22 protein-coding genes are annotated in these 25,741 nt (G+C 64.6%); 8 read left to right on the forward strand and 14 right to left on the reverse strand.

Features of this window, described 5'->3' with window-relative positions:
* Positions 1–142: 142 nt before the first annotated feature.
* The 3 genes from MESCI2_RS0116310 to MESCI2_RS0116320 all read right to left on the reverse strand — a co-directional run bounded on the left by MESCI2_RS0116310 (position 143) and on the right by MESCI2_RS0116320 (position 3,061).
* Positions 143–1,306 carry an ABC transporter substrate-binding protein gene (locus MESCI2_RS0116310; RefSeq protein WP_027037520.1) on the reverse strand — a complete coding sequence of 388 codons (1,164 nt, stop codon included), beginning with the start codon at positions 1,304–1,306 and terminating at the stop codon, positions 143–145.
* 70 nt (positions 1,307–1,376) lie between these two features.
* Positions 1,377–2,237: an ABC transporter permease gene (locus MESCI2_RS0116315; RefSeq protein ID WP_027037521.1), complete on the reverse strand. Its 861-nt coding sequence runs from the start codon at positions 2,235–2,237 to the stop codon at positions 1,377–1,379.
* Complete coding sequence (locus MESCI2_RS0116320) at positions 2,234–3,061, reverse strand: ABC transporter ATP-binding protein (protein ID WP_027037522.1); 828 nt, start codon at positions 3,059–3,061, stop codon at positions 2,234–2,236. Before MESCI2_RS0116320 ends, MESCI2_RS0116315 begins: the two co-directional genes overlap by 4 nt.
* A gap of 337 nt (positions 3,062–3,398) precedes the next feature.
* On the opposite strand from MESCI2_RS0116320, the gene MESCI2_RS0116325 reads away from it, so the two are divergent.
* A complete protein-coding gene (locus MESCI2_RS0116325; protein ID WP_027037523.1) occupies positions 3,399–4,343 on the forward strand; it encodes a MurR/RpiR family transcriptional regulator in 945 nt (314 codons plus the stop codon).
* 282 nt (positions 4,344–4,625) lie between these two features.
* Positions 4,626–6,476 carry a flavin-containing monooxygenase gene (locus tag MESCI2_RS01000000134735; RefSeq protein WP_245270354.1) on the forward strand — a complete coding sequence of 617 codons (1,851 nt, stop codon included), beginning with the start codon at positions 4,626–4,628 and terminating at the stop codon, positions 6,474–6,476.
* Positions 6,477–6,570: 94 nt separating this feature from the next.
* On the opposite strand, the gene MESCI2_RS0116335 is transcribed toward MESCI2_RS01000000134735, so the two are convergent.
* Entirely contained in the window at positions 6,571–7,803 is a 1,233-nt protein-coding gene (locus MESCI2_RS0116335) for an amidohydrolase/deacetylase family metallohydrolase (RefSeq protein WP_027037524.1), read from the reverse strand.
* 27 nt (positions 7,804–7,830) lie between these two features.
* Entirely contained in the window at positions 7,831–8,196 is a 366-nt protein-coding gene (locus MESCI2_RS0116340; protein ID WP_027037525.1) for a RidA family protein, read from the reverse strand.
* Between the two features lie 221 nt (positions 8,197–8,417).
* Here MESCI2_RS0116340 and MESCI2_RS0116345 point away from each other — a divergent pair, with 221 nt between their 5' ends.
* From MESCI2_RS0116345 to MESCI2_RS0116360, 4 genes are all read left to right on the forward strand, one after another.
* Complete coding sequence (locus tag MESCI2_RS0116345) at positions 8,418–8,903, forward strand: hypothetical protein (protein ID WP_027037526.1); 486 nt, start codon at positions 8,418–8,420, stop codon at positions 8,901–8,903.
* A gap of 214 nt (positions 8,904–9,117) precedes the next feature.
* Positions 9,118–9,915 (forward strand): COG4705 family protein, encoded by a 798-nt coding sequence (locus MESCI2_RS0116350; protein ID WP_027037527.1) that lies wholly within the window; start codon positions 9,118–9,120, stop codon positions 9,913–9,915.
* Positions 9,916–10,075: 160 nt separating this feature from the next.
* Complete coding sequence (locus MESCI2_RS0116355) at positions 10,076–10,753, forward strand: winged helix-turn-helix domain-containing protein (protein ID WP_027037528.1); 678 nt, start codon at positions 10,076–10,078, stop codon at positions 10,751–10,753.
* Positions 10,750–12,120 (forward strand): HAMP domain-containing sensor histidine kinase, encoded by a 1,371-nt coding sequence (locus MESCI2_RS0116360; RefSeq protein ID WP_027037529.1) that lies wholly within the window; start codon positions 10,750–10,752, stop codon positions 12,118–12,120. Before MESCI2_RS0116355 ends, MESCI2_RS0116360 begins: the two co-directional genes overlap by 4 nt.
* A gap of 169 nt (positions 12,121–12,289) precedes the next feature.
* Here MESCI2_RS0116360 and MESCI2_RS0116365 read toward each other — a convergent pair whose 3' ends face one another.
* Entirely contained in the window at positions 12,290–12,718 is a 429-nt protein-coding gene (locus MESCI2_RS0116365; protein ID WP_027037530.1) for an Lrp/AsnC family transcriptional regulator, read from the reverse strand.
* 114 nt (positions 12,719–12,832) lie between these two features.
* On the opposite strand from MESCI2_RS0116365, the gene MESCI2_RS0116370 reads away from it, so the two are divergent.
* Positions 12,833–13,936, forward strand: coding sequence for a saccharopine dehydrogenase family protein (locus MESCI2_RS0116370; protein ID WP_027037531.1), 1,104 nt, complete (start codon positions 12,833–12,835; stop codon positions 13,934–13,936).
* Positions 13,937–14,105: 169 nt separating this feature from the next.
* Here the strand turns inward: MESCI2_RS0116370 and lpdA are convergent, their stop codons facing one another.
* The 4 genes from lpdA to MESCI2_RS0116390 form a co-directional block, all read right to left on the reverse strand.
* The gene (gene lpdA / locus MESCI2_RS0116375) at positions 14,106–15,503 is read right to left on the reverse strand and encodes a dihydrolipoyl dehydrogenase (RefSeq protein ID WP_027037532.1); all 1,398 of its coding nucleotides are present in this window, start codon (positions 15,501–15,503) and stop codon (positions 14,106–14,108) included.
* Positions 15,504–15,740: 237 nt separating this feature from the next.
* The gene (locus MESCI2_RS0116380) at positions 15,741–17,132 is read right to left on the reverse strand and encodes a dihydrolipoamide acetyltransferase family protein (protein ID WP_027037533.1); all 1,392 of its coding nucleotides are present in this window, start codon (positions 17,130–17,132) and stop codon (positions 15,741–15,743) included.
* Position 17,133: 1 nt separating this feature from the next.
* Positions 17,134–18,147, reverse strand: a complete 1,014-nt coding sequence (locus MESCI2_RS0116385; protein WP_027037534.1) for an alpha-ketoacid dehydrogenase subunit beta — start codon at positions 18,145–18,147, stop codon at positions 17,134–17,136.
* Between the two features lie 3 nt (positions 18,148–18,150).
* Entirely contained in the window at positions 18,151–19,383 is a 1,233-nt protein-coding gene (locus tag MESCI2_RS0116390; RefSeq protein WP_027037535.1) for a 3-methyl-2-oxobutanoate dehydrogenase (2-methylpropanoyl-transferring) subunit alpha, read from the reverse strand.
* Positions 19,384–20,006: 623 nt separating this feature from the next.
* On the opposite strand from MESCI2_RS0116390, the gene holA reads away from it, so the two are divergent.
* Positions 20,007–21,053, forward strand: a complete 1,047-nt coding sequence (holA, locus tag MESCI2_RS0116395; RefSeq protein WP_027037536.1) for a DNA polymerase III subunit delta — start codon at positions 20,007–20,009, stop codon at positions 21,051–21,053.
* Between the two features lie 252 nt (positions 21,054–21,305).
* Here holA and MESCI2_RS0116400 read toward each other — a convergent pair whose 3' ends face one another.
* The 4 genes from MESCI2_RS0116400 to mnmG form a co-directional block, all read right to left on the reverse strand.
* Positions 21,306–22,196: a ParB/RepB/Spo0J family partition protein gene (locus MESCI2_RS0116400; protein ID WP_027037537.1), complete on the reverse strand. Its 891-nt coding sequence runs from the start codon at positions 22,194–22,196 to the stop codon at positions 21,306–21,308.
* 69 nt (positions 22,197–22,265) lie between these two features.
* The gene (locus tag MESCI2_RS0116405; protein ID WP_081738757.1) at positions 22,266–23,066 is read right to left on the reverse strand and encodes a ParA family protein; all 801 of its coding nucleotides are present in this window, start codon (positions 23,064–23,066) and stop codon (positions 22,266–22,268) included.
* Positions 23,067–23,118: 52 nt separating this feature from the next.
* The gene (gene rsmG / locus MESCI2_RS0116410; protein WP_027037539.1) at positions 23,119–23,751 is read right to left on the reverse strand and encodes a 16S rRNA (guanine(527)-N(7))-methyltransferase RsmG; all 633 of its coding nucleotides are present in this window, start codon (positions 23,749–23,751) and stop codon (positions 23,119–23,121) included.
* On the reverse strand, positions 23,748–25,628 hold the full coding sequence (mnmG, locus tag MESCI2_RS0116415) for a tRNA uridine-5-carboxymethylaminomethyl(34) synthesis enzyme MnmG (RefSeq protein ID WP_027037540.1): 1,881 nt from the start codon (positions 25,626–25,628) through the stop codon (positions 23,748–23,750). The genes rsmG and mnmG overlap by 4 nt, the downstream gene beginning before the upstream one ends.
* Between the last annotated feature and the right edge of the window lie 113 nt (positions 25,629–25,741).

Here is a 25,741-nt window from a genome sequence, read left to right on the forward strand (position 1 = left end):
ATGGTCTCTGTCTTGCGGCGGCTGCGCGTTTGACGAACGCCTTCCCCCACTCCGTCGCTGCTTCGCAGCGCCACCTCTCCCCCCTCCGGAGGGAGAGGAAAGGAGCCAAGGCAGGCCAATGCGACATGACCCGCTTGCGCCCCTACTTGATCGCCGAGTCGAACAGATGCGCCTTGATCTTCTCGACATCGAGTGCGGCAAAACCTTCCGACAACTTGACGCCGTCGGCATCGGCCTTGACCTTGGCCTTGTCGAAATCATTGGCCGGGCCGATCAGCTCGTTGGTGCAGACATCCTCGGCCTTCACCGGAGCGGTGATCTGGCCGATCTTGTGGATTTCGTCGAAGAAGCCCTGCCAGCTCGCCATGTCGTGCGAGCCCCAGCCGCCGCGCTTGTCCATGTCGCCGCGGAAGACGTTGATCTGCTGCAGGATCGAGGTGGTGCCAAGCTCCGGCCCGAGATTCTTGGCCAGCGTCGGGAACTGCTCGAACACCGCTTCGACGGCCGCGCGGGGATTCTGGTAGCCGAATTCGAGGCCCATCGCCCAGCCGCGCAGGTACTTTTCCAGCAACGCCTTCTTGTCGGCGTCCTCAAGATCGGCGGCGCGCACGACGAAAGTGTTGGCCGGCAGCTTCGAGTTCTGCACGCCGAGCCAGTATTCGAAGTCGAGCCCCTTGGCGATCCATTCGGCGCGCAGGCCTTCCCACGACAGGGCAGCGTCGCCCTGGCCGCCGGCAAGAGCCGTGCCCCATGTCGGCCAGCCGGCTTCGACATATTTGACCTTCTTGATGTCGACGCCCTGCGCCGCCAGCAGCGGGTCGGTGATCGACTGCCATGCGGCGGAGCCGAGCAGTATGGTCTTGCCTTCCAGCTTCTTCAGATCGTTCGATCCCTCGCCCTTGCGGAAGGCGATGCTGAACGTGTCGCGGGCGCCCATGTGGAACACCGACTTCAGCTTCATGCCGTTCTGGATTGCGAAGGAGAACACGCCGGGCGACGGGAAGCCCATATCCGCCTGGCCGACATCGACGAACTTCACCGTCGCGGTGCCGTCCGACGGCCCCGGCTGCATGTCGGTGTCCAGCCCATCGAAATAGCCGGCCTTCTTGGCCGCCCAGTAGGGATAGTCGTCGAGCACTTCGAGCGTGCCGCGCGGCGATATCCAGGTGAATTTTCCGTAGGGTTCGGCCCTGGCCTTGAGGCCGGTGGCGCCGAGCGCCGTGGCCGTCACCAGCCCGGCGCCGGTCACCTGCAGGAAGGTGCGGCGGCTGATCCCCGCCGGGTTGATCGAGACATTGTTGGTCATGGCATTCCCCTTTTTTGTTTGATGTCAGTCTCTTGCCGCCCGCCTCCCGGGCGTCGTCATATCCCTGTGTTCAAGCCTCCCAGCTCGCCCATTTCTTGCCGATCAGGAAGAACAGCACGTAGATCAGGATGCCGAGCGTCGACAGGATCAGCACCACGGCGAAGAACTGCGGCATCTGGATCATCGACGAATAGGTGGTCAGCCGGTTGCCGAGGCCAAAGCCGCCGCCGACCATCTCCGCGCCGACCGCTGTCAGCAGGCCGAAGATGGCGCCGATCATCAGCCCGACCAGGATCATCGGCAGCGCCATCGGCGCGCGGATCTTCCAGAAGATCTGCAAGGTGCTGGCGCCATAGGAGCGCGCCAGCGCGATCTTGGCGCTGTCGACGCGGCGAAAACCTGTCGCCGCATTGATCATCACCATCGGCCCGGCGGCCAGCGCCACCGCGATGATGCGCGGCGTGTAGCCGAAACCGAAGCGCAGGATCAGAAGCGGCACCAGCGCCAGCATCGGCGTGGTGACGAGCAGCAGGATGTAGGGCGCGACGATTTTTTCGGCGAACGGAAACTGGGTGATGACCGCAGCTAGAACAAGGCCTATGACGGCGCCGATCGCAAAACCGGACAACAGCTCGACCAGCGTGTAGCCGAGATGCGGCGCGATCAGCGGAAACTCGTCGAACAGCGCATAGGCGATCGAGCTCGGCGGCGGCATGATGTACAGCGGCACGTGGAACAACCGCAGCGCCAGTTCGATGCCGCCGATGATGATCACCGCCACGGCAAGAATGGCCGCCACCTCTTTGCCCGACCTGATGCCGGGGCCGCTGGCGAAGGCCGACAGGTTGGTCAGGCTGACCTCATGGCCGTCGCCAGACTTGGCACCCGACTTGGACTTCGAGAATTCCGGAATGGCATCGCCCCCGCTCACGGCCTGATCCTCACGATTTCGGCGCTCGGACGCTCCGGGGCTTTTGGCCGCGTGCGTTCGCCGACAATGTCCATCTTGATACGGTTGGTGAGGTCGAAGACCTCCTTCGTTGCCATGATCTCCAGCGAGCGTGGCCGCGCAAACGGCACGCGATACTCCTTGGCGACACGCCCCGGCCGGGCGCTCAGCACCACCACCCGGTCGGAGAGGAAGATCGCCTCCTCGATGCTGTGGGTGATGAAGACGATGGTGGTCTTGGTGTCGAGCCAGATCTCCTCGACCAGCCGGTTCATCTCCTCGCGGGTAAAACTGTCGAGCGCGCCGAACGGTTCGTCCATCAAAAGCACCGAGGGCTTCAACGCCAGCGCCCGCACGATCGCCGCGCGCTGCTGCATGCCGCCGGACAGCTCGCGCGGAAACTTGCCGCCGAAGCCGTCGAGCCCGACCCGGTTGAGGAGATGCGCGATCCACGCCCGGTCCGGCTTCTCGCCCTTGATCTCGAAGGGAAAGCGGATGTTGGCGTCGAGATTGCGCCATGGCAGGAGGTTCGCCTCCTGGAAGACGATGCCGATATCGGGATGCGGACCGGTGATGGCCTTGCCGTCGAGCCGGATCTCGCCGCTGGTCAGGCTGTGCAGGCCCGACATCGACCACAAGAGCGTGGTCTTGCCGCAGCCGGAAGGGCCGACGATCGAGACGATTTCATTGGCGCTGACATCGAGGCTGCAGCGGTCCAGCGCCAGCAGGTCGCCGGAGGCCGTGTGATAGATCTTGGTCGCTGCCTGCACGCCAAGCTTCGGCTTTTTTGCATCGCCCGTATTCATCTGCCCCCCGGGAAGATTGCGCGATGATCCATTGGCTCATCCCCAGCGAAAATCAGTCTGTAACTATCCTACTTTCCTGTCAAGCACCGACGATGGCAGCCGTATCAGGAAAATCGATTAGTATGCCTATCTGCTTGTTTTGATATCGGTTTTGCGGCCTTGAAATGCATGTTGCTTTCCTACATACTTCGGAACTGACACGGATCGGAGAGGACCGGAGGAAGGTGAGCTTTACCCTACGACACGCTGCGGTTGCGAGGCGGTCGGGCGCATGGAGCCAGGGCGTGCAAACATGCTAAGACGGCAGCCTCGCAACCCAGGGAAAGACCAGGACCCCATGACCGAAGCCGGCAGCCAGGACGAGCCTGTTCCAGGCCCCGATACCGAGGGGCGCGATCCTGTCCGGCGCATTCCCGACATCATCTCGCTGGTCAAGGATTCCTACAGCGAATTGCGCCCGGCCGAACGGCGTGTCGCCGATGTCGTGCTCGACGACGTCAAATATGCCGTCGACGCCTCCAACGCCGCCCTTGCCCAGCGCGCCGGGGTCAGCGAACCGACGGTGACCCGGTTCTGCCGCGCCATCGGCTGCGAGGGCGTGCGCGACTTCAAGCTGAAGCTGGCGCAGAGCCTCGTCGTCGGCGCGCTCTATCTGGCCAAGTCGCCTTCCGTCAGCAATGACAATGGCATGCCGTTCTGGAACGCCGTGTTCGGCGAGGCGCGCCGGGCGCTGCAAGAGGCCGAGCGGCAGCTCGACCCGGCGCAGCTGCAGAAAGCGGCCGAGCTGATCGCCAAGGCGCGCCAGGTCACGGTCTTCGGCCTCGGCGGCAGCTCTTCGGCGCTGGCGCAGGAAACCCAATACCGGCTGTTCCGCTATGGCATCACAGTCAGCGCCCAGTGCGATCCCTATCTGATGCGCATGACCGCCTCGACGCTCAAGCCGGGCGATCTGGTGATCGCCATTTCGGCGACGGGACGCACCCGCGAGGTGATCGAGGCCGTCGAACTTGCCAAGCACTACCGCGCCAATGCGATCGCCGTGACCGCGCCCGACACCGAGCTCGCCCGCGCCTGCGACGTCAGGCTGACGGTGGCGGTGCCGGAATACCCCGACACGCTGAAGCCGACGGCCTCGCGCTTCGCCTTCCTGGCGGCGATCGACCTTCTGGCGGTGGCCTCGGCCTACAAGCTCGACGGCTCGGCCCGCGAGACCGTGCGCCGCATCAAATACAACGCCCAGATCCACCGCACCGGCAAGGAGATGGAGCCGCTCGGAGATTAGGGCTGCGCTTTTCCTTCTCCCCTTGTGGGGTGAGCAGCCGGTTCGCGAAGCGAATTCATCGTCCCGGTGGGACGATGAAAGGCCGGCGAACGCTGGGACGCTGCGAAGCAGCGGGGACCCAGCAGGTGGATCGTCCACCGCCCGGCCCTTCGCTGGCTCAGGGCGTTCGAAGCTCGAAAAGCCAAGCAATTGGCTTTTCGTCCGCTACGCAGACCGCTTCTCACCCCACAGGGGGAGAAGGGAAGACCGGACAGCGCCAATGTGAAACGAAAGAGGGAAGAAATGCTCGAAATAGCACCGACGAAACAGGCCGCCGCATGGCTCGAATCCCTGGCGCAGGCGCTCGCAGCCGGCGACGTGGCCGCTGCGTCCAACCTCTTCGTCGACGATTGCTACTGGCGCGATCTCCTGACCTTCACCTGGAACATCACCACCATGGAGGGCCGCGACGCGATCGCCGACATGCTGGCGGCGACGCTGGCGACGGCCAAGCCGAGCGCGTGGCAACTGACCGGCGAGGCGATCTCGGACGATGGCGGCATCGAGGCCTGGTTCAGCTTCGAAACCGCAGTGGCCAGGGGAGAGGGCATCATGCGGCTGCGCGACGGCCGCTGCCGCACGCTGTTCACGGCAATGACGGACCTGAAAGGGTTCGAGGAGCGCAAGGGGGCGGGGCGGCCGCTCGGCGTGCGTCACAAGGCCGATCCAAAGCGCGAGACCTGGTCGGAGGCGCGGGCGCGCGAGACGCGCGAGCTCGGCACCGAGGAACAGCCCTACTGCCTGGTCATCGGCGGCGGCCAGGGCGGCATCATGCTGGGCGCGCGGCTGCGCCAGCTCGGCGTGCCCACCATCGTCATCGAGAAGAACGCGCGGCCGGGTGATTCCTGGCGCAACCGCTACCGCACGCTCGTGCTGCACGACCCGGTCTGGTACGACCATCTGCCCTATATTCCCTTCCCCGAAAACTGGCCGGTCTTCACGCCCAAGGACAAGATGGGCGACTGGCTGGAAATGTACACGCGCGTCATGGAGCTCAATTACTGGGTCGCCACCAAATGTCTCAGCGCGTCCTATGATGAGGCCGAAAAAGTCTGGACCGTGGTGGTCGACCGCGTCGGCCGCCAGATCACGCTGAAGCCGAAGCACATCGTCTTCGCCACCGGCGCCTACGGTCCGCCACGGCGGATCGATCTGCCGGGCGCCGACCGGTTCAAGGGCGAGTTGCTGCACTCCAGCCAGTATGCCAGCGGCGACAAATTCCGCGGCAGGAAAGTCGCCGTCATCGGCGCGGCAAGCTCCGGCCACGATGTCTGCGTCGACCTCTGGGAAAGCGGCGCCGAGGTCACCATGATCCAGCGTTCGCCGACGACGGTGGTCAAGTCGGACACGCTGATGGAAGTCGGCTTCGAGATCTTCTCGGAAGACGCACTGGCACGCGGCATCACCACCGAGAAGGCCGACATGATCGTCGCCTCGACGCCGTTCGCGTTGGTGCCCAACGGCCAGCGGGCGCTCTACGAGGTGATCAAGGCGCGCGACGCCGCGTTCTACGACCGCCTGCGCGCCGCCGGCTTCGCCATCGATTTCGGCGACGACGACACCGGCCTGTTGATGAAGGCCTACCGCACCGGCTCCGGCTACTACATCGATGTCGGCGCCTCCGACTTGATCATAGATCGCAAGATCGGCGTCCGCAGCGGCGTCGCCATCAAATCGCTGACGCCTGAAGGCATCCTGTTCGAGGACGGAACCGAGCTGGCCGCCGACGCCATCATCGCCTGCACCGGCTATCAGTCGATGAACGAGAATGTCGCCGCGATCGTCTCGCGCGACGTCGCCGACAAGGTCGGCCCGTGCTGGGGTCTTGGCTCGGGCGTCAAGGGCGACCCCGGCCCATGGCAAGGCGAGCTGCGCAACATGTGGAAGCCGACTGCCCAGGAAGCGCTCTGGTTCCACGGCGGCAATCTGGCGCTGTCGCGCTTCTATTCGAAATATGTGGCGCTGCAGATCAAGGCGCGGATGGAAGGCATTGAGACGCCGGTTTATGGGAAGCCGAGCAATTCAGGCGCTGCTGATCTCCCCCCTCGAGGGGGAGATGTCGCCGAAGGCGACAGAGGGGGTCGCCGCGCGTAGAGCGCCAGCCTCCATCTGCCGCAAGGAGGTCGCATCCAGTCGAACCGACCCCCTCTGGCCTGCCGGCCATCTCCCCCTCAAGGGGGGAGATCAGCTAATCATGCCGATGCCCGAAATGCCTCGCCGCAACCTCGACATGCGTATGCAACGCCTGCGCCACGAAACGCTCGGTCTCGTTGTGATCAGCCGCCTCGTTCGGCCACCAGGTGCCGCCGATGACGATGCCTTCCGACACCAGCCTCTGGTCGGCGACCAATGACGCGCCGACCGCGTCGACGAAGGTGAAGCGGCCCGGGCGCTGCCTAAGCACGGCGACATCGCCGACGGTGCCCACCGCCAGCGTGCCCAGGTCAGGCCTGGCGATCGCCCGCGCCGGCGCTTGCGTCGCGGCGCGCAGGACCTCGATCAGCGGCATGCCGAGCGCCAGCAGCTTCGACATGCAGACCAGGATGTCGAAGGCCGGCCCGTCGACGCAGTAGAGGTGCACGTCGCTCGAGATCACGTCCGGCGCCAGCCCTTCCTCGAGCATGGCGCGGGCGACGGCGAAATCGAACGAGCCCATGCCGTGGCCGATGTCGAAGATGACGCCGCGCTCGCGCGCCAGCCGCATGTCCGGCCGCACCGCGCCGGAGGCGAACACCGGTGCATTCGGGAAAGGCCGGAAGCAATGGGTGAGGATGTCGCCCCTGCGCAGCCGCGGCAGCACTTCCGAGCGGCCGGGCGGCGGCTCGTCGATATGCGCCATCAGCGGCAGGCCGGCCTGGTCGGCCGCCTCCAGCGCCAGATCCACCGGCGCGATGCCACTGGTGCCGCCGGCGTTCTTGCCGGAGCGGACTTTTACGCCGACCACGACATCGCGGTGTTCACGCACCGCCGCCACCACCTCGCGCGGCTCGCACAGCCTGAGGTCGCTGCACTCGCCGACCGACACTGTCTGCGAGAAGCCGAAAATGCCGGCAAAGGAAATGTTGACATAGGCCAGGATGCGGACCTTCGAGCGCTCCATGACATGGCGGCGGAAGCCGAGGAAATTGCCGGCTCCCGCACTGCCTGCATCGATGAAGGTGGTGGTGCCGCTCTTGGCGGCCAGCCTATCGGCATCGACGCCAAGCGACGTGCCGCCCCAATAGACGTGGCTGTGCAGGTCGACCAGGCCCGGCGTGACGATGCAGCCGCCGGCATCGACGATCTGCGCGGCGCTGTCCGCCGGGATATCGGCATCGACAGCGGCGACCCGGCCATTGGCGATGGCGACATCGCGCGGCGCGTCGAGGCCAGCGGCCGGATCGATCAGCCGTCCACCCTTCAGCAGGAGGTCGAATTGCATTGAGGTCACCTCCGCTTCGTTGCTTTGCTACAGAGGCCGGTAGGCGACCGCCTCGACCTCGATCTTGATGTCGATCATCAGCCGCGATTCGACCGTCGTGCGGGCCGGCGGGTCTTTGGGGAAGTGCCGGGCATAGACCGCGTTGAAGGCGCCGAAATCGCGCGCATCTTCCAGCCAGACCGTGGTCTTCACCACATCGTCCATTGTGCAGCCGGCCAGCGCCAGCGCGGCCTTGATGTTGGCGAGCACCTGCTCGGTCTGTTCGGATATGCCGCCCTTGACCACGATGCCGTCGCTGCCGACGGGAACCTGGCCCGAGACATAGACGAGATCGCCGGCCCGCACGGCTGGCGACAACGGCACATGCGACGTTCCAAAACACTGTTTCGGCAAGGGACAAGCCTCCTTTGATGACAGGACCGGGTGCCATGGCAGCGCCCGCTTCGATCGACATTTACGCCGATCGGGGCGATCCTCATAGGGGCCTTGTTGGAAAGCAACATTCTTCGAAATCCGCGTTGCTTTATTACATGAGCGCTTGCATCGTACGCGCTGACGGGCGGCTTGGAAGCCGCACCGCACAGACGCATTTGCCAGAGCGGAGACACCCAGCAATGACCTACGACAAGAACCCGTTTCCATCAGGCGATGCCGATCGCCACGCGCTCTGGGAAATGCTGGTGCGGCGCGACATCGACGCCTTTATCGGACAGGACTGGGCGATGGTCGAGGATGATTTCGTCGCCGAGAGCTTCTTCGGCATGCATGCGCATTTCCTGCACAACGCCGACGCCTGGCGGCTGCAGTTTCCAAGGCTCGACGTCTACCGCGACGAATGGCTGCGCCAAGCCAGGGAGACGGCGGCGACCAAATTCGCCGAGCCGCTGCGCGAGGCGCTGTTTCGCGTCACCAACATGCGCGACATCGACGTCGACGGCGACCGCGCCGTGCTGCACAAGAAATTCGACGGCTCGGTCGCCAAGGCGGACGGCAGCGTCGACCGCTTGAAATGGCAGACGCTGTATTTCTGCAGCAAGGTCGGCGGCAGCTGGAAGATATCAGGCTTCGTCGGCTACATGCCGCATCCGCTCGGTAGCTAGAACCACCGATCACCAGAGCGCAAGATGGGTCGGGCCGAACGTGCGGCCCGCGCCGCATTCCCTCAAACGCATCGCCAGACATCGGCAATGCCTTTTGCGCCCATTCTTACGAATTTGTATGCCGCCGGACAGGCCGGTGTGAACTCGTTTGCTTACGATGCGCGCGGCGGATCGCCACCGCCCCGCCGCAACCGTCGACCTCTGGACTTCAGCCATGCTCGCGCCCAACAGGCAACAACCCGCCGCACCGAGCCACAACAGGGTTCCCGACGTCACCCTCGACTTCTGGCTGGTCAAGCTGATGGCGGTCACCACCGGCGAGACCGCGGCGGATTATCTTGCCGACACGATCGGGCTTGGGCTGACCGCCACCTCGCTGATCATGACCGGCATCCTGATCGCCGCCCTTGTCCTGCAGTTTACGCGGAAACGCTATGTGCCGTGGGCCTATTGGCCGGCGGTGGTGCTGATCAGCATCGTCGGCACGCTGGTGACGGACAGCCTCGTCGACAGTTTCGGCGTGCGCCTGCAGACGGCAACCATCGCCTTCTCGGTCGCGCTCGCCGCGACATTCGCGGTCTGGTACGCCAGCGAAAGGACGCTGTCGATCCACACCATCTTCACCACCAGGCGCGAGATCTTCTACTGGCTGGCGATCCTCTTGACCTTCGCGCTCGGCACCGCCGCCGGCGACCTCGTCGCCGAAAGCTTCGACATGGGCTACCTCACGACGGGGCTGCTGTTCGGCGGTACCATCGCGCTGATAGCGCTCGCCTACTGGCTGCTCCATCTCGACGGCATCCTGGCCTTCTGGCTCGCCTATATCCTGACGCGGCCGTTGGGTGCCTCGTTCGGCGACCTGCTGTCGCGGTCGGCCAGGCATGGCGGCCTGGGCTTCGGCACCATCTTCACCAGCCTGCTCTTCCTCGGCTGCATCATTGCGCTGGTCCTGCACATGACCCTGAAGGGGACAACCGACGAGGCTGACGAACTTTTGCTGGACCTGGACTAGGTGTAGGGCGGATGCGCTAGCGTTGGCAATTGCCGAAAACCCCACCGCTTCGGCCAATCTTGAACGTTCTAGCGCCACCATGCCTGCGCCTTCGTGACATCCTAGGAACAAGCCCGTGCCGGTGATAGCCTCTCCATCTCGGCAACGGACCGGACCTTTCATGCGACTGCTTCTCGTCGAGGACGACCACAGGACGGCCGACTATATCGTCAGGGGACTGACCGAGGCCGGCCATGTCTGCGATCTCCTGCGCAACGGCCATGACGGGCTGTTCGCGGCGACCCGGGGCAATTACGACGTGATCATCGCCGATCGGATGATCCCCGGCCTCGACGGCCTGTCGATGGTCAAGGCGGTGCGCGCCGCGGGCGTACGGACGCCGGCGATCTTTCTCACCTCCGTCGGCGGCATCGACGACCGCGTCGAGGGGCTGGAGGCCGGCGGCGACGACTATCTGGTCAAGCCCTTCGCCTTTTCCGAACTCCTCGCCCGCATCAACGCGCTTGGCCGGCGGCCGGCGGCGCAGGAGCAGAAAACCGTCCTGCGGGTCGCCGATCTCGAAATGGACCTGATCATGCGCCGCGTTGTCAGGCAGGGCCAGCCGATCGACCTGCAGCCGCGGGAATTCAGCCTGCTGGAAGTGCTGATGCGCGGCGAAGGCCGCGTCATCACCCGCACCATGCTTCTGGAGCGCGTCTGGGATTTTCATTTCGATCCCAGGACCAGCGTCGTCGAGACCCATATCAGCCGGCTGCGGGCCAAGGTCGACAAGCCTTTCGAAACCCAGCTCATCCACACCGTCCGCAACACCGGCTACAGCCTGCACGCGCCGTCATGACCGGAACATGGTCCCGCCTGCTCCGCAGCACGCCGTTCCGGCTGGCCCTCACCTTCGCCTTCCTGTTCGTGCTGGCCTTCGTCCTGTCTGGCGCCATCGTCTACCAGATGATGAGCGCCGATCTTGCCGAGCGGCTCGACGACACCATCAAGGAAACCTACGCGGTCGTCGCCGCGACCTATGCCGACAATGATCTCAAGGAGCTGGTCGAGACCGTCGGCAGCCACTCCCTGCGCAGCCTCAAGAAAGAACAGCTGTTTTCGCTGACCGACGCGGCCGGCAATCGCCTGGCAGGCAACTTCACCGCGGCAGGGCTTCCCGACGGCTTCTCGATGTTCGACACCGAAATGCCCGGCGTGCCGCCCGGCGCCGAGTACCGCGCCTATTCCGGCCCGGTCGGCGGCAACACCCTGACCGTCGCCTTCAGCCTTTCCGAGACGGAGGAGCTGGAGAGGATCGTGCTGATGAGCTTTGGCTGGGGAACCCTGATCATCACCGGGCTGGCGGTAGCCGGCGGCGCCCTGCTGGCCTCCCGGGTCCAGCGCCGTCTCGACGGCATCGCCGCCACCATGGTGGATGTCTCGCATGGACGGCTGGACACACGCATTCCGCTGACCGGCAAGGGCGACGACATCGACATCGTCTCCAGCCAGATCAACGCAGCGCTTGACCGCCTGTCGGCACTGGTCGAAGGCATGAAACAGGTCAGCGCCAACATCGCCCACGACCTGAAGACGCCGCTCAACCGGTTGCAGATGATCCTCGACACCGCGTCGGAAAAGAACCTGTCGGGCCAGAAGATCGCCGCGGAACTGGCCGAGGCGCATGCCGAGAGCCTGCAGATCAACGAGACCTTCGATGCCCTGCTGCGCATCGCGCAGATCGAGGCCGGCGCCCGCCGGGCGCGGTTCACCGATGTCGATCTGGGCGAGGTGCTGCAAACCATCGCCGAAATCTATGCCGATGTTGCCGAGGACGACGGAAAGTCGCTGTCATTGGCGCAACCACAGGAAACGACGGATCGGATCCATGGCGATCGCGAGCTGTTGACGCAGATGTTCGCCAATCTGGTCGAGAACGCGCTGCGCCATTGTCCGTCGGGCACGACGATAAAGCTGTCGGTGGCGCGTCAGGGCGAACGCGTCGTCGCCAGCGTCGCCGACAACGGTCCCGGCATTCCCACCGACGAACGTGAAAAAGTGTTTCAGCGGCTTTATCGGCTGGACCATAGCCGGTCGACATCGGGCAGCGGGCTGGGTCTCAGCCTTGTCCGGGCGATTGCCGATCTGCATGGCGCATCGATCACGCTCGAGGATTGCTGGCCTGGGCTTGTGGTGGCGGTGAGTTTTCCGCTGGCGACGGATTAGAGCCTGATCTCCCCCCTTGAGGAGGAGATGTCGCCGAAGGCGACAGAGGGGGTCGCCTCGCGTGAAGCGCCAACCTCCATCTGTCGCAAGGAGGTCGCATCTGGTCGAACCGACCCCCTCTGGCCTGCCGGCCATCTCCCCCACAAGGGGGGAGATCGGCAGCTTCGCCCTACCTATCGATCCGCGTCGACAGGATGATCGACGACAGGGTCCGCTCGACCCCATCCATGGTGCCGATCTGGTCGAGCAGCATGTCGAGGTCGCGGATCGATGGCGCGTCGACGATGACGATCATGTCGAAATTGCCGCTGACCGAATGCAGCGTCCGGACCGTCGCCAGAGCACGCAGGCCGCGCACCACCTTGTCGGCGAGCTTGGGCGTCACGGTGAGCAGCACATGCGCCCGCACCAGCCCCTGCTCGTAGTCCGACGCCAGCCGCACACCGTAGCCGGTGATGATGCCGCGCTGCTCCAGCCGTTCGATCCGGCTCTGTACCGTGGTCCGCGAGACGCCAAGCCGCCGCGCGAGCTCGGCGGTCGAGGCGCGCGCATTCTCGCGCAGCAGGGAAAGCAGGGCCAGTTCGGCGTCACTGAGCATTTCGACGAATCCTGTCGGCAGATCGCGCAATCAGAGTTTCGTTTCGAACAAAACCACGCTTCCTTTCGACGGGCAAGCTGCGAATCTGGGCTCACAATCAGTGAGGGATCGGTCATGAAGAAAATTGTCGTTGTCGGCGCCGGCAAGATCGGCTCGACCATTGCCGAAATGCTCGCCGCCACAGGGGACTACCAGGTCACGCTCGTCGACCGCTCGGCATCACAGCTCACTGCTGCCGAAGTGCCCACCACGGTTGCGACGCTGGAGCTCGACATCGAAGCCGCCGGCGCGCTGGAAGCGGCGCTCGCCGGCAAATTCGCGGTGCTCAGCGCCGCTCCCTTCCATCTGACCACCCGCATCGCCGAAGCGGCGGCCAGTGCCGGCGTGCATTATCTCGACCTCACCGAGGACGTCGTCTCGACCCGCCGGGTCAAGGAACTTGCGCGGTCGGGCAAGAGCGCCTTCATCCCGCAATGCGGCCTGGCGCCGGGCTTCATCTCGATCGTCGCGAACGATCTCGCCAGCCGCTTCGATTCGCTGGAAAGCGTGCGCATGCGCGTCGGTGCTCTGCCGCAATACCCCTCCAACGCGCTGAACTACAATCTGACCTGGAGCACCGACGGCGTCATCAACGAATATTGCGAACCCTGCGAGGCGATCGTCGAGGGCGAGCTGGTCGAGGTGCCGCCGCTGGAAGAGCGCGAGGAGTTCTCGCTCGACGGCGTCACCTACGAGGCCTTCAACACCTCCGGCGGCCTCGGCACGCTGGCCGAGACGCTGAAGGGCAAGGTGCGCACGCTGAACTACCGCACCATCCGCTATCCCGGCCACGCCGCGATCATGAAGGCGCTGCTCAACGACCTCGGCCTGCGCCACCGCCGTGACGTGCTGAAGGACATTTTTGAAAGCGCCTTGCCGGCGACGCTGCAGGACGTGGTCATCGTCTTCGTCACGGTCTCCGGCCGCAAGAACGGCCGCCTGCTGCAGGAGACCTACGCCAACAAGATCTACTCCAGGCGCATCGACGACCAGGTGCGCAGCGCCATCCAGATCACCACCGCGTCGGGCATCTGCGCCGTGCTCGACATGCTGGCCGACGGCAGCCTGCCGGCGACCGGCTTCATCAAGCAGGAAGACATCGCCCTCGACGCGTTTCTGGCCAACCGTTTTGGCCGCGCCTATGCCCAGCACGAGATGGTGAGCCGGCTCGCGAGCTGAAGCGCTTAATCTCCCCCCTTGAGGGGGAGATGTCGCCGAAGGCGACAGAGGGGGTCGCCGCGCGTGAAGCGCCAACCTTCATCTGCCGCAACGAGGTCGCGTCCAGTCGAACCGACCCCCCTCTGGCCTGCCGGCCATCTCCCCCTCAAGGGGGGAGATCACCCTGCCTCTAAATATGCAGCGCGTGTCCCAGCGCCTTCAGCGCCGCTTCCTGGAACCCCTCGCCTTGCGTCGGATGCGCGTGGATGGTGCCGGCGATGTCCTCCAGCCGCGCGCCCATCTCCAGCGCCAGCCCGAACGCCGCTGACAGTTCCGACACACCCTGCCCGACAGCCTGGATGCCGAGCACCAGATGGTTGTCGGCCCGCGCCACGACACGGACAAAGCCGTCCTCGCCGAGCTTGGTCATCGCCCGGCCGTTGGCGGCGAACGGGAACATGCCGATCTTGATCTCGCCGCCGAGCGCCTTGGCCTCTTCCGGCGACAAGCCTGCCGTCACCAGTTCGGGATCGGTGAAGCAGACGGCCGGTATCGAGCGCTTGTCCCAGTTGCGCTTGTGACCGGCAACGATCTCGGCGACCATTTCGCCCTGCGCCATCGCCCGGTGCGCCAGCATCGGCTCGCCGGTGACGTCGCCGATGGCGAAGATGCCGCGCATCGAGGTGCGGCACTGGTCGTCGATGCGGATGAATTTGCCAGCCCTGTCGAGGTCGATCTGCTCGAGCCCCCAGCCTTCGGTCACCGGCTTGCGGCCGACCGTGACCAAGATCTTGTCGGCCGGCACCTTGACGCTCTTGCCGTCCGAGGTCTCGACCAGCAGCGCGTCGCCTTTAGTCGACAGCCCCTTGGCCTTGGCACCCAGCATCACCTCGACGCCGAGCGCGGCGAGCCGCTTGACCACCGGCCGCGTCAGCTCCGCATCATACTGCGCCAGCACGCGCGGCAAGGCTTCGACCACGGTCACTTTGGCGCCCATTTTCGCAAACGCCATACCGAGTTCCAGCCCGATATAGCCGCCACCGACGACCGCGATTTTTTCTGGAACCGCGCCGAGTGCCAGTGCCGCGGTTGACGAAATCACCGGACCGCCAAAGGGCAGGAACGGCAGCTCGACCGGCGCCGAGCCGGTGGCGATAACGATCGTCTCGGCGCGGATGACCTGTACGCCGGTCTCGGTCTCGACCGCGACGGTCTTGCCGTCGCGAAAGCTCGCCCAGCCATGCACGGTCTTCACGCCGGCCTTCTTGAGCAGGCCGGCGACGCCGCTGTTGAGCCGGCTGACAATACCGTCCTTCCAGGCGATCGTCTTGGCAAGATCGAGCGTCGGTGCGGTGAGCGAAATGCCCAGCGGGCTCTTGCCGCCTTCCATGTGCGACACCTTGTCGAACTCTTCCGCCGCATGGATCAGCGCCTTGGACGGGATGCAGCCGACATTGAGGCAGGTGCCCCCCGGCTTGCCGGCTTCCACGATCACCGTGTCGACGCCAAGCTGTCCCGCACGGATGGCACAGACATAGCCGCCCGGACCAGCGCCGATGACGAGCAGCTTGCAGGAGATTTCTTTCATGTTGGCAGCTCCACGCCCCTTGTCCTTCCCCCCTTGTGGGAGAAGGTGGATCGGCGCGATAGCGCCGAGACGGATGAGGGGTGTTCCAGCGGAGTGAGGCGTTGGCATTCCCTGGAGCACCCCTCATCCGTCGCCTTTGGCGACACCTTCTCCCACAAGGGGAGAAGGGGGAGCCCACATTCCAACGCCGGCAGCTCCCGACGATCCGTCTTAAACTTCGCGATCACTCCATCACCCTCAATCCACGAAAATCAGCGCCGGCGTTTCCAGCAGCGTCTTTATCCGCTGGATGAACACCGCCGCGTCCCAGCCGTCGATGACGCGGTGGTCGAAGCTCGACGACAGGTTCATCATCTTGCGCGGGATGAACTGGGTGCCGTCCCACACCGGCCGCACCATCATCTTGTTGACGCCGATGATCGCCACTTCCGGATGGTTGATGACCGGCGTCGTCGCCACGCCGCCCATGGCGCCGAGCGAGGTGATGGTGATGGTCGAGCCGGACAGCTCGTCGCGTGTCGCCGTGCCGGACTTGGCCGCCTCGGCCAACCTGACGACTTCTGCGCCGCACTCCCAGATGTCGCGCGCCTCGGCATGCTTGACCACAGGCACCACCAGCCCCGACGGCGTCTGCGCGGCGATGCCGATATGGATGCCGCCATGCTGGTGGATGATGCCGGCCTCGTCGTCGAACAGCGAATTGAGATTGGGCTGGTCCGCGATTGCCTTGACCATCGCCCGCATCAGGAACGGCAGCAGCGTCAGCTTCGGCCGCTCCACGCCCGGGCGCTTCTCCTTGTTGAGCGCGGCGCGCAATTCCTCTAGCGCGGTGACGTCGATCTCCTCGACATAAGTGATGTGCGGGATGCGCGATTTCGACAGCGACATCTTCTCGGCGATCTTGCGCCGCAAGCCGACCACCTTGATATCCTGGATCGCATCGTTGCGGGCGAGGCCGGATCCCCTGGCGACCTGCGGCCCGCGCGCCAGGAACGCCTCGATGTCCTCATGGCCGATGCGACCGGCAGGGCCGGATCCCGCAACCTGCCTGAGATCGATGCCGGCTTCCTTTGCCCGCAGGCGCACGGCAGGCGAGGCCAGCGGTTTTTCGCCTTCGGGGCGCGGTGCGCCGGAGGGCGCAGCAACTTGAGATGTCGGCGCCGTACCCCCACCCCTAGCCCCTCCCCACAAGGGGGAGGGGGACTCGGTCGCCGCCGCTTCCCCGCCTTCGATTCCTTTGGGATTTGCTGATGACGATGAGGTGGGTTTTGCTCCGCCCTTGGAGGCAGTGGCGCGTCCCCCTCCCCCTTGTGGGGAGGGGCTAGGGGTGGGGGTAGATGCCGCCGTGGCCTCCAAGGATTTCGTGTCTGCGACAACATTCCCCTCGCCCGCCACCTTCAGCCGCACGATGGGCGAACCGATGGCCACCGTGTCGCCGATCTCGGCGCCCAGCCACAGGATTTCGCCATCGACCGGCGACGGGATTTCGACTGTCGCCTTGTCGGTCATGACGGCGGCGAGCACAGTGTCCTCGCGCACCATGTCGCCGATCTTGACGTGCCATTCGACCAGCTCGGCCTCGGCGACACCTTCGCCGACATCGGGCAGCTTGATGATGTGTTCGCCCATCTCAGGCTCCCATGGTTTCAAGCAAGGCGCGGCCGACCCGGGCGGGGCCGGGGAAATAATCCCACTCCTGCGCATGCGGATAGGGCGTGTCCCAGCCGGCAACGCGAGCGACCGGCGCTTCGAGGTGATAAAAACAGTTTTCCTGCACCAGCGCCGACAGCTCGGCGCCGAAGCCGGAGGTCAGTGTCGCCTCATGCACGATGACGCAGCGCCCGGTCTTCTTGACCGAGGCGACGATCGTGTCGAGGTCGAGCGGCAGCAGGGTCCTGAGATCGATGATCTCGGCATCGATGCCGGTTTCTTCGACGGCCGCCTGCGCGACATAGACCATGGTGCCGTAGGCGAGCACCGTGATGGCCGAGCCCGCCCGGCGGATCGCTGCCTTGCCGAGCGGCACGGTGTAGTGGCCGTCGGCGACTTCGCCGAGCTCATGCTTCGACCATGGCGTCACCGGCCGGTCGTGATGGCCGTCGAACGGGCCGTTGTACAGCCGCTTCGGCTCCAAAAAAATCACCGGATCGGGGTCTTCGATCGCCGCGATCAAAAGCCCCTTGGCGTCGTGCGGGTTGGACGGCACCACTGTCTTCAGCCCCGACACATGAGTGAACAGCGCTTCCGGGCTCTGGCTGTGCGTCTGGCCGCCGAAGATGCCGCCGCCGGTCGGCATGCGCACCACGATCGGGCAGGTGAAATCGCCGTTCGAGCGATAGCGCAGTCTAGCTGCTTCCTGGGTCAGCTGGTCGTAGGCCGGATACATGTAGTCGGCAAACTGAATCTCCACGCAGGGTTTCAGGCCATAGGCGGCCATGCCGATGGCCGAGCCGACAATGCCGGATTCGTTGATCGGCGCATCGAAGCAGCGGCTCTTGCCGTATTTGGACTGCAGGCCCTGCGTGCAACGGAAGACGCCGCCGAAGAAGCCGACATCCTCGCCGAACACGACAACCTTGTCGTCGCGCCCCATCGATACATCCATGGCATCGCGGATGGCCTCGATCATGGTCCGTCTCGGCATGGCTCAGACTCCCGCCTGCTGGCGCTGGCGTCTGAGATGCGGCGGCATCTCGGCATAGAGCCCTTCGAACATGTCGCGCGTCGATGGCTTGCCGCCGGCATGCAGCGTGCCGTGGCTTTCCGCTTCCTTCTGCGCCGCGATGACCGTGTCGAGGATTTCCGCCTCGGCCTGCGCGTGCCGCTCGTCCGACCAGACGCCGAGCGCGATGAGATGGTTCTTCAGCCGCACGATCGGGTCGCCGAGCGGCCAGGCGTCGGATTCGGTCTTTGGCCGGTAGGCCGAGGGGTCGTCCGAGCTCGAATGCGCCCCGGTACGGTAGGTGACATATTCGACCAGCGTCGGCCCGAGATTGCTGCGCGCCCGCTCCGCCGCCCATTTGGCCACCGCATGGACGGCGAGATAGTCGTTGCCGTCGACGCGCAGCGACGGGATGCCGAAGCCGAGGCCCCTTGCCGCGAATGTGCCCGAGCCGCCGCGCGCAATGCCTTGAAAGGTCGAGATCGCCCACTGGTTGTTGACCACATTGAGCACGACCGGCGCCTTGTAGGTCGAGGCGAACACCAGCGCCGAGTGGAAATCGGATTCGGCCGTCGAGCCGTCGCCGATCCAGGCGGCTGCGATGCGCGAATCGTTCGATATCGCCGAGGCCATCGCCCAACCGACCGCCTGGATGTATTGCGTCGCCAGATTGCCGGAGATCGAGAAGAAGCCGTGCTCCTTCGACGAATACATCACCGGCAATTGCCTTCCCTTCAGCGGGTCGGCCTCGTTGGAATAGATCTGGTTCATCATCGTGACCATCGGATAGCCGTCGGCGATGAGCAGCCCTGCCTGGCGATAGGTCGGAAAATTCATGTCGCCGGGTTCAAGCGCCTTGCGGAAGGCGCAAGCCACGGCCTCTTCGCCCAGATGCTGCATGTAGAACGAGGTCTTGCCCTGCCGCTGCGCCATCTGCATGCGCGCGTCGAAGGTCCGCAGCGTCATCATGTGGCGCAGGCCGGCCAACAGCTCGTCGCTGGAAAGCAGTCCGGCCCAGGGACCGACGGCCTCGCCCGTGCGGTTCAGCACCCGGATGATCGAGAAGGCATGATCGCGGATGGTGCGCGGATCGACATCGATTTCGGGGCGCGGCACCGAGCCGGCCTTGGGGATCGGCACATTGGAAAAATCAGGCGTTCCGCCCGGCCGCACTTCCGGTTCCGGAACGTGAAAACGCAACATCCCAGCATCGGCCATGACCTTTGTCCTCCAATGTTGCCTGGATATTTGCATATCTGCGCCGCCAGGCCAGTGCGAATTCGTCGGGTAGCCTTCGGACGTCGGTCCCGGCCGCGCCGGCCGACCCAGCCTCCCGCGCATCAAGATGAAGATATGTCGGCGAAATTTCTTGTCGATCTTGGGCGCCGGCGCGCAATTAGAGAGAAGGTTGGGCCGGGTTTGCCGGCAGATAAAGTGATTGGTCGGCGAACTCGCGCCTTCCCCGTCGATCGGGGAGAAGTGTTACCCATCTATCCGGTTCGAACTGCTGCCCATCTATCGGCTCGACAGAGCGAAGCTCGACGGAGTAGGGGTCGATCTTCGTCAACGCAATGCTTCCGCTGATTGCCGCCTTGCCCGCTCGCCGGCTCGTGCCTGTCCTGCGGCGACGGCGCGTTTGGCTAACGCCTTCCCCACTCCGTCGAGCTTCGCTCGCCACCTCTCCCCCCTCCGGAGGGAGAGGAAGGGAGCCAAGGCTGGCCAACTCGCGCCTTTCCTCTACCCCGTCGATCGGGGGAGAGTGTCGAGCGAAGCTCGACGGAGTGGGGGTCGACCGTCGCCCAAGCTGGATGCAGCTCCCGCATCATGCTAACCAACCCGCCATGGCACAGAAGAAAGCATATGAGGTCGATGGCTGGCTCGCGAAGCCGGACCAGCGCATTTCCATCGTCCTGCTTTACGGCCCTGACCGCGGCCTCGTTTCCGAGCGGGCGAAGGCGTTTGCCGGCAAGACCGGCCTGCCGCTCGACGATCCCTTCTCGGTGGTCAGGCTCGAGGGTTCGGAGGTCGACCGCGACGAGGGCCGGCTGCTCGACGAAGCCCGCACCGTGCCGATGTTTTCCGATCGGCGCCTTTTGTGGGTGCGCAATGCCAGCGGCCAGAAGGCATTGGCCGACGACGTCAAGGCGCTGACGGCGGAGCCCGCGCGCGATGCGATCATTCTCATCGAAGCCGGCGATCTCAAGAAGGGCGTCGGCCTGCGCGCCATCGTCGAGGCGGCCGACAATGCCATGGCGCTGCCTTGCTATGCCGATGAAGCGCGCGACATCGACGGCGTCATCGACGCCGAACTGAGCAAGGCCGGCATGTCGATGAGCATGGAGGCGAGACAGGCGCTGCGCCGCAATCTCGGTGGCGACCGGTTGGCCTCGCGAGGCGAGATCGAGAAGCTTGTGCTCTACGCCCATGGCCAGAACGAGATCGGGCTGGAGGAGGTCAAGGCGATGTCGGGCGACGTCTCCGGCGCCTCTTTCGACGACGCGGTCGACGCGCTTCTCGAAGGCAAGATCGGCGACTTCGACACTGCCTTCACCCGCCATTGCCAGTCCGGCGGCCAGCCCTTCCTGGTGCTGTCTTCGGCGATGCGGCAGTTGCAGCAGATCCAAATCATGCGCGGCCAGATGGAGTCCGGCAACCGCAACGCCGCCTCGGTCGTTGCAGCCGCTCGCCCGCCGGTGTTTTTCTCGCGCCGCAAGCTGGTCGAGAAAGCGCTGGAGCGCTGGAGCACCGACGCGCTCGGCCGCGCCCTGACCCGGCTGCAGACGTCGGTGCTGCAGACCAGGCGGCGGCCGGATCTTGCCGTGGCGCTGGCACGGCAGGCGCTGCTGGGGATTGCGGTGGAAAGCAGCAGGCTGGCGCAGCGCGCCTGATCTTCCCCCTCGAGGGGGAGATGTCGCCGAAGGCGACAGAGGGGGTCGCCGAACGGAAAGCGCCAACCTTTTCTTCATTTCCGCGCGGGCGCCGGCGCTTGATGTGGGGCGACCCCTCTGGCCTACCGGCCATCTCCCCCTCAAGGAGGGAGATTTGCGGCGTCACCGATTTCGCCAATCATCATCGCTAAAAAAGAGAAGGGCTGGCAATCGCCAGCCCTTGCTCAATTCAGAAGATACTTCGCCGGCTAACTATCGGTCCTGCTTCAGCCTTCTGCACAGCTCATCAAGCTGCTCCAGCGACCGGTACGAAACCCGAAGCGTGCCGCCTCTGCCCTTGTGATCCACCGACACGATCATGCCGATCGTATCGGTCAACAGTTTTTCCAGCGCCAGCGTGTCGGCGTCCTTTTCGTCAGGACTTGGCGCCGGCCTGGCTTCCCTGGCGCTGCTGGTGCCGGCCGGCATCTGCGCCAGCGCTTCGGCCTGGCGCACCGAAAGTCCCTCTTCGACGATACGCTTGGCAAGGCCGGCTGGATCTTCCGCCGTTACCAGCGTGCGGGCATGGCCCGCCGACAGCGCGCCGTCGACCAGCATGTCGCGGATCACGTCTGGCAGCTTCAAGAGCCTGAGCGTGTTGGCGACATGGCTGCGGCTTTTGCCGATCACCTGGCCGAGATCGGCCTGGGTGTAGCCGTGCTCGTCGATCAGCTGCTGATAACCAAGCGCTTCCTCGACCGCGTTGAGGTCGGTGCGCTGGACGTTTTCGATGATCGCCAGTTCGAGCGCGGTGCGGTCGTTGACCTCGCGGATGATGACCGGGATCTCGGACAGCCCGGCGCGCTGCGCCGCGCGCCAGCGCCGCTCGCCGGCGATGATTTCGTAGCGGCCGGCCTGTGTCGGCGAAGGCCGCGCCACCACCGGCTGCACGACGCCATGTTCGCGGATCGACTGGGCAAGGTCGGTCAGCTCGGCATCGCCGAAATGCCGGCGCGGATTTTTCGGATTTGGGGTCAGGAACTCGATCGGCACCTTGCCGTCGGCGCTCATGCCTGGCTTTTCCGGTGCTGCCGGGCGATCGATTTCGCCGATCAGCGCTGCCAGTCCGCGGCCCAGTCTCTTTCTCGAAAGGTCTTCGCTCATCTTTATTCCAGTTGGCTATTCCAAATCGTTTCGGTATCGAATCGGCTCTTAACTATGCATCCGGCCTTATCAAGCGGCGCGTAACTTGCGCTCGCGGCGGATCACTTCCGACGCCAGTTGCAGATAGGCCTGGCTGCCCGAGCATTTCAAATCGTAGAGGATCGCCGGCTTGCCGTAGGACGGCGCCTCGGAGACCCGCACATTGCGCGGGATAATGGTCTCGTAGACCTTGTCGCCCATATGCGCCCGCACATCCTGCACCACCTGGTTGGCGAGATTGTTGCGGCCGTCATACATGGTCAGCACGATGCCCTGGATGGTGAGGTCCGGATTGATCGAGCGGCGCACCTGCTCGACCGTCTCCAGCAACTGGCTGAGACCTTCGAGCGCAAAAAACTCGCATTGCAGCGGCACAAGAACAGAATCGGCTGCCGCCATTGAATTCAAAGTCAAAAGGTTGAGCGATGGCGGGCAGTCGATCAGCACATAGCCGAACGGCGCGCCGCGCTCGGTCGCGGCGCGCAGCGCATTGCGCAGCTTCAGCACTCGGTCCGGTGCGGAGGCGATTTCCATTTCGATGCCGAGCAGATCGAGCGTCGACGGCACGATCGACAGGCCAGGCACCGCCGTCGGAATGGCCGCGGCCTCCAGCTCCAGCTCGCCGGTCAGCACATCATAGGAGGACACCGTGCGATCTTTGCGATCGATGCCGAGGCCGGTGCTGGCATTGCCCTGCGGATCGAGATCGACGATCAGCACCTTTTCGCCGATTGCAGCCAGCGCGGTCGCCAGATTGATGGCGGTCGTCGTCTTGCCGACACCGCCCTTCTGGTTGGCTACAGTGATGATTCGGGGGCCATTCTTCATCATGGGTTTATGCCAGAAATTCATTTTGGGCGCCAAATCGCCTGTCAGTGACGGATCAGACAGGTCGCAGGTTGGACAATTCCAGGATGACGCCGCCAACGTCGGTCACACTGGGATGTTCTACCAGATCGAAGGACCATCGGTGAACGCTTTCTTGCACTTCGGTGCGGTAATCCCGGCCTTTGTGGAACAGGCCGCGCGCGCCTGAAATCAGCCAGGGCGCCGACAGGTCCAGCAAGGTCGAAAGCGGAGCCAGCGCCCGCGCCGTGACGGTTTGCGGCGTCGAAACAAGCGCATGGCTGTCATCGATGCGGCGTGCCACGACCCGCGCCGGCAGGCTGAACTGACCGACGACGGTCTGCAGGAAGGATGCTTTTTTGCGATTGCTTTCAACCAGATCGATGCTGGCGCCATCGCGCTCGGCAAGCAGGAAAGCCATGACAAGGCCCGGAAATCCGCCGCCCGAGCCGAGATCCACCCAGCGCGTGGCTTGAGGCTCTATGCGTGCGAGCTGCGCGCTGTCCAGTATGTGGCGCTGCCAGACATCGCCCGACGTCGATTGCGCAACCAGATTGATGCTGCGATTCCATTTCTGGAACATCTGCTCGAACGCCACCAGCCGATCGAATGTTTCACGTGAAACCGGGCCCGCCGTATTCTGCAGGCTCTCCAGGGACATAGAATTCACGCAACATCCTTTTGTGGGCGCTGGGCGCTCTCCGCATGGCGGACATGCGCGACAATGATCGCCAGCGCCGCCGGCGTCATGCCTTCCATGCGCTGGGCGTCGGCAATGGAGCGCGGCCGCCGCGCTTGCATCTTCTGCTTCAACTCGTTGGACAGCCCCGGCACCCCGGCGAAATCGACCGTCTCGGGGATAAGCCGGCTCTCTTCATGCCGGATCTGCGCCACATCCGTCTTCTGACGATCGAGATAGACCGAATATTTCGCTTCCGTTTCGAGGCGCTCCGCCGTCTTCGCGTCTATATCTGCAAACCGCGAATCGACGCGAGCCAGCCAGGCTACATCGACGTCTGGATAGGACAGCAATTCATAGCCGGACCGGCGCACGCCGTCCCGGTTGATGTCCAGCCCGTGTCGCGCCGCCTCATTCGGCGTCATGATGAGCGACTTCGCCAGACCCCGCGCCTCATCCAGACTTTGCATGACCTGCCCGTAGCGCTCCATCCGCTGCGCCGAGGCAATTCCCAACCTCGACGCCAACGGCGTCAGCCGCTCATCCGCATTGTCGGCGCGCAGCGACAGCCGGAACTCGGCCCGCGAGGTGAACATCCGGTAGGGTTCGCTGATGCCGCGGCTGGTCAAATCGTCGACCATCACGCCGATATAGGCTTCGGTGCGGCTCAGCACGATCTGCTCGCTGCCCGCCGCCCGCCGCGCAGCATTGAGGCCGGCAAGCAGGCCTTGCCCGGCCGCCTCTTCATAGCCGGTGGTGCCGTTGATCTGCCCGGCGAGGAAGAGGCCACCGACGCGCTTCGTCTCCAGCGTCTGATGCAGCTCGCGCGGATCGACATGATCATATTCAATGGCATAGCCGGGCTGCAGCATGGTTGCGCGCTCCAGCCCCGGAATAGTTTTCAGGATCTCGAGCTGCACATCCTCAGGCAGCGAGGTCGAAATCCCATTGGGGTAGACGGTGTCGTCATCGAGCCCTTCCGGCTCGAGAAAGATCTGGTGCCCGTCCCTATCACCGAACTTGACGATCTTGTCCTCGATCGACGGGCAATAGCGCGGCCCGACGCCCTCGATTGAGCCGGAATACATGGCCGAGCGGCCGAGATTGGCGCGGATCAGCTCATGCGTGGCCGTCGTCGTGCGCGTGATGCCGCACTCGATCTGCGGCGTTTCGATGCGGTCGGTCATCAGCGAGAACGGCACCGGATCCGCATCGGCGGCCTGGCTTTCCAGCGACGCCCAGTCGATGGTCCGGCCATCGAGCCGCGGCGGCGTGCCGGTCTTCAGCCGCCCGAGCTTGAAGCCCGCGCGGTCCATCGTCGCCGAGAGCCCAAGGCTGGCCTGCTCGTTCATGCGGCCGGCGACAATCTTCTTCTCGCCAATATGAATAAGCCCACGCAAAAAAGTTCCGGTCGTCAGAACGACCGCGCCACAGGCAAGCCGCCTGCCGTCAGCCAGGAGAACAGCCGCGATCCGTCCATCGAAGATCTCGAAGTCCAGAACCTCTCCTTCGACGACGTCGAGATCGTTCTGGTTCCGAATCGCTTCTTGCATGGCAAGGCGATAAAGCTTCCGGTCGGCCTGCGTGCGAGGGCCGCGCACTGCGGGACCCTTGCGGCGGTTGAGCAGGCGGAACTGAATACCGGCAGAATCCGCCACCCGGCCCATCAGCCCGTCCATGGCATCGATCTCGCGCACCAGATGCCCTTTGCCGAGCCCGCCGATCGCCGGATTACACGACATGACCCCGATCGTGTCGAAACGCAGCGTCACCAAAGCGGTCTTGGCACCGGCGCGCGCGGCAGCGCTGGCCGCCTCGCAACCCGCGTGGCCGCCGCCCACTACAACCACATCATAGTGATCGGTCATCCCAAACGTCCCAGACTCAAAAGATTGAGGGACACATGTCCCCGCGAAGCAGTGCTGTCAAGAAAACTCCGCGACGAGTTTCACGTGAAACAGACTGGGGCCTGCCATGGCGC

The organism is Mesorhizobium ciceri WSM4083, from assembly GCF_000519305.1.
In the GTDB taxonomy this organism is placed as follows: domain Bacteria; phylum Pseudomonadota; class Alphaproteobacteria; order Rhizobiales; family Rhizobiaceae; genus Mesorhizobium; species Mesorhizobium ciceri_B.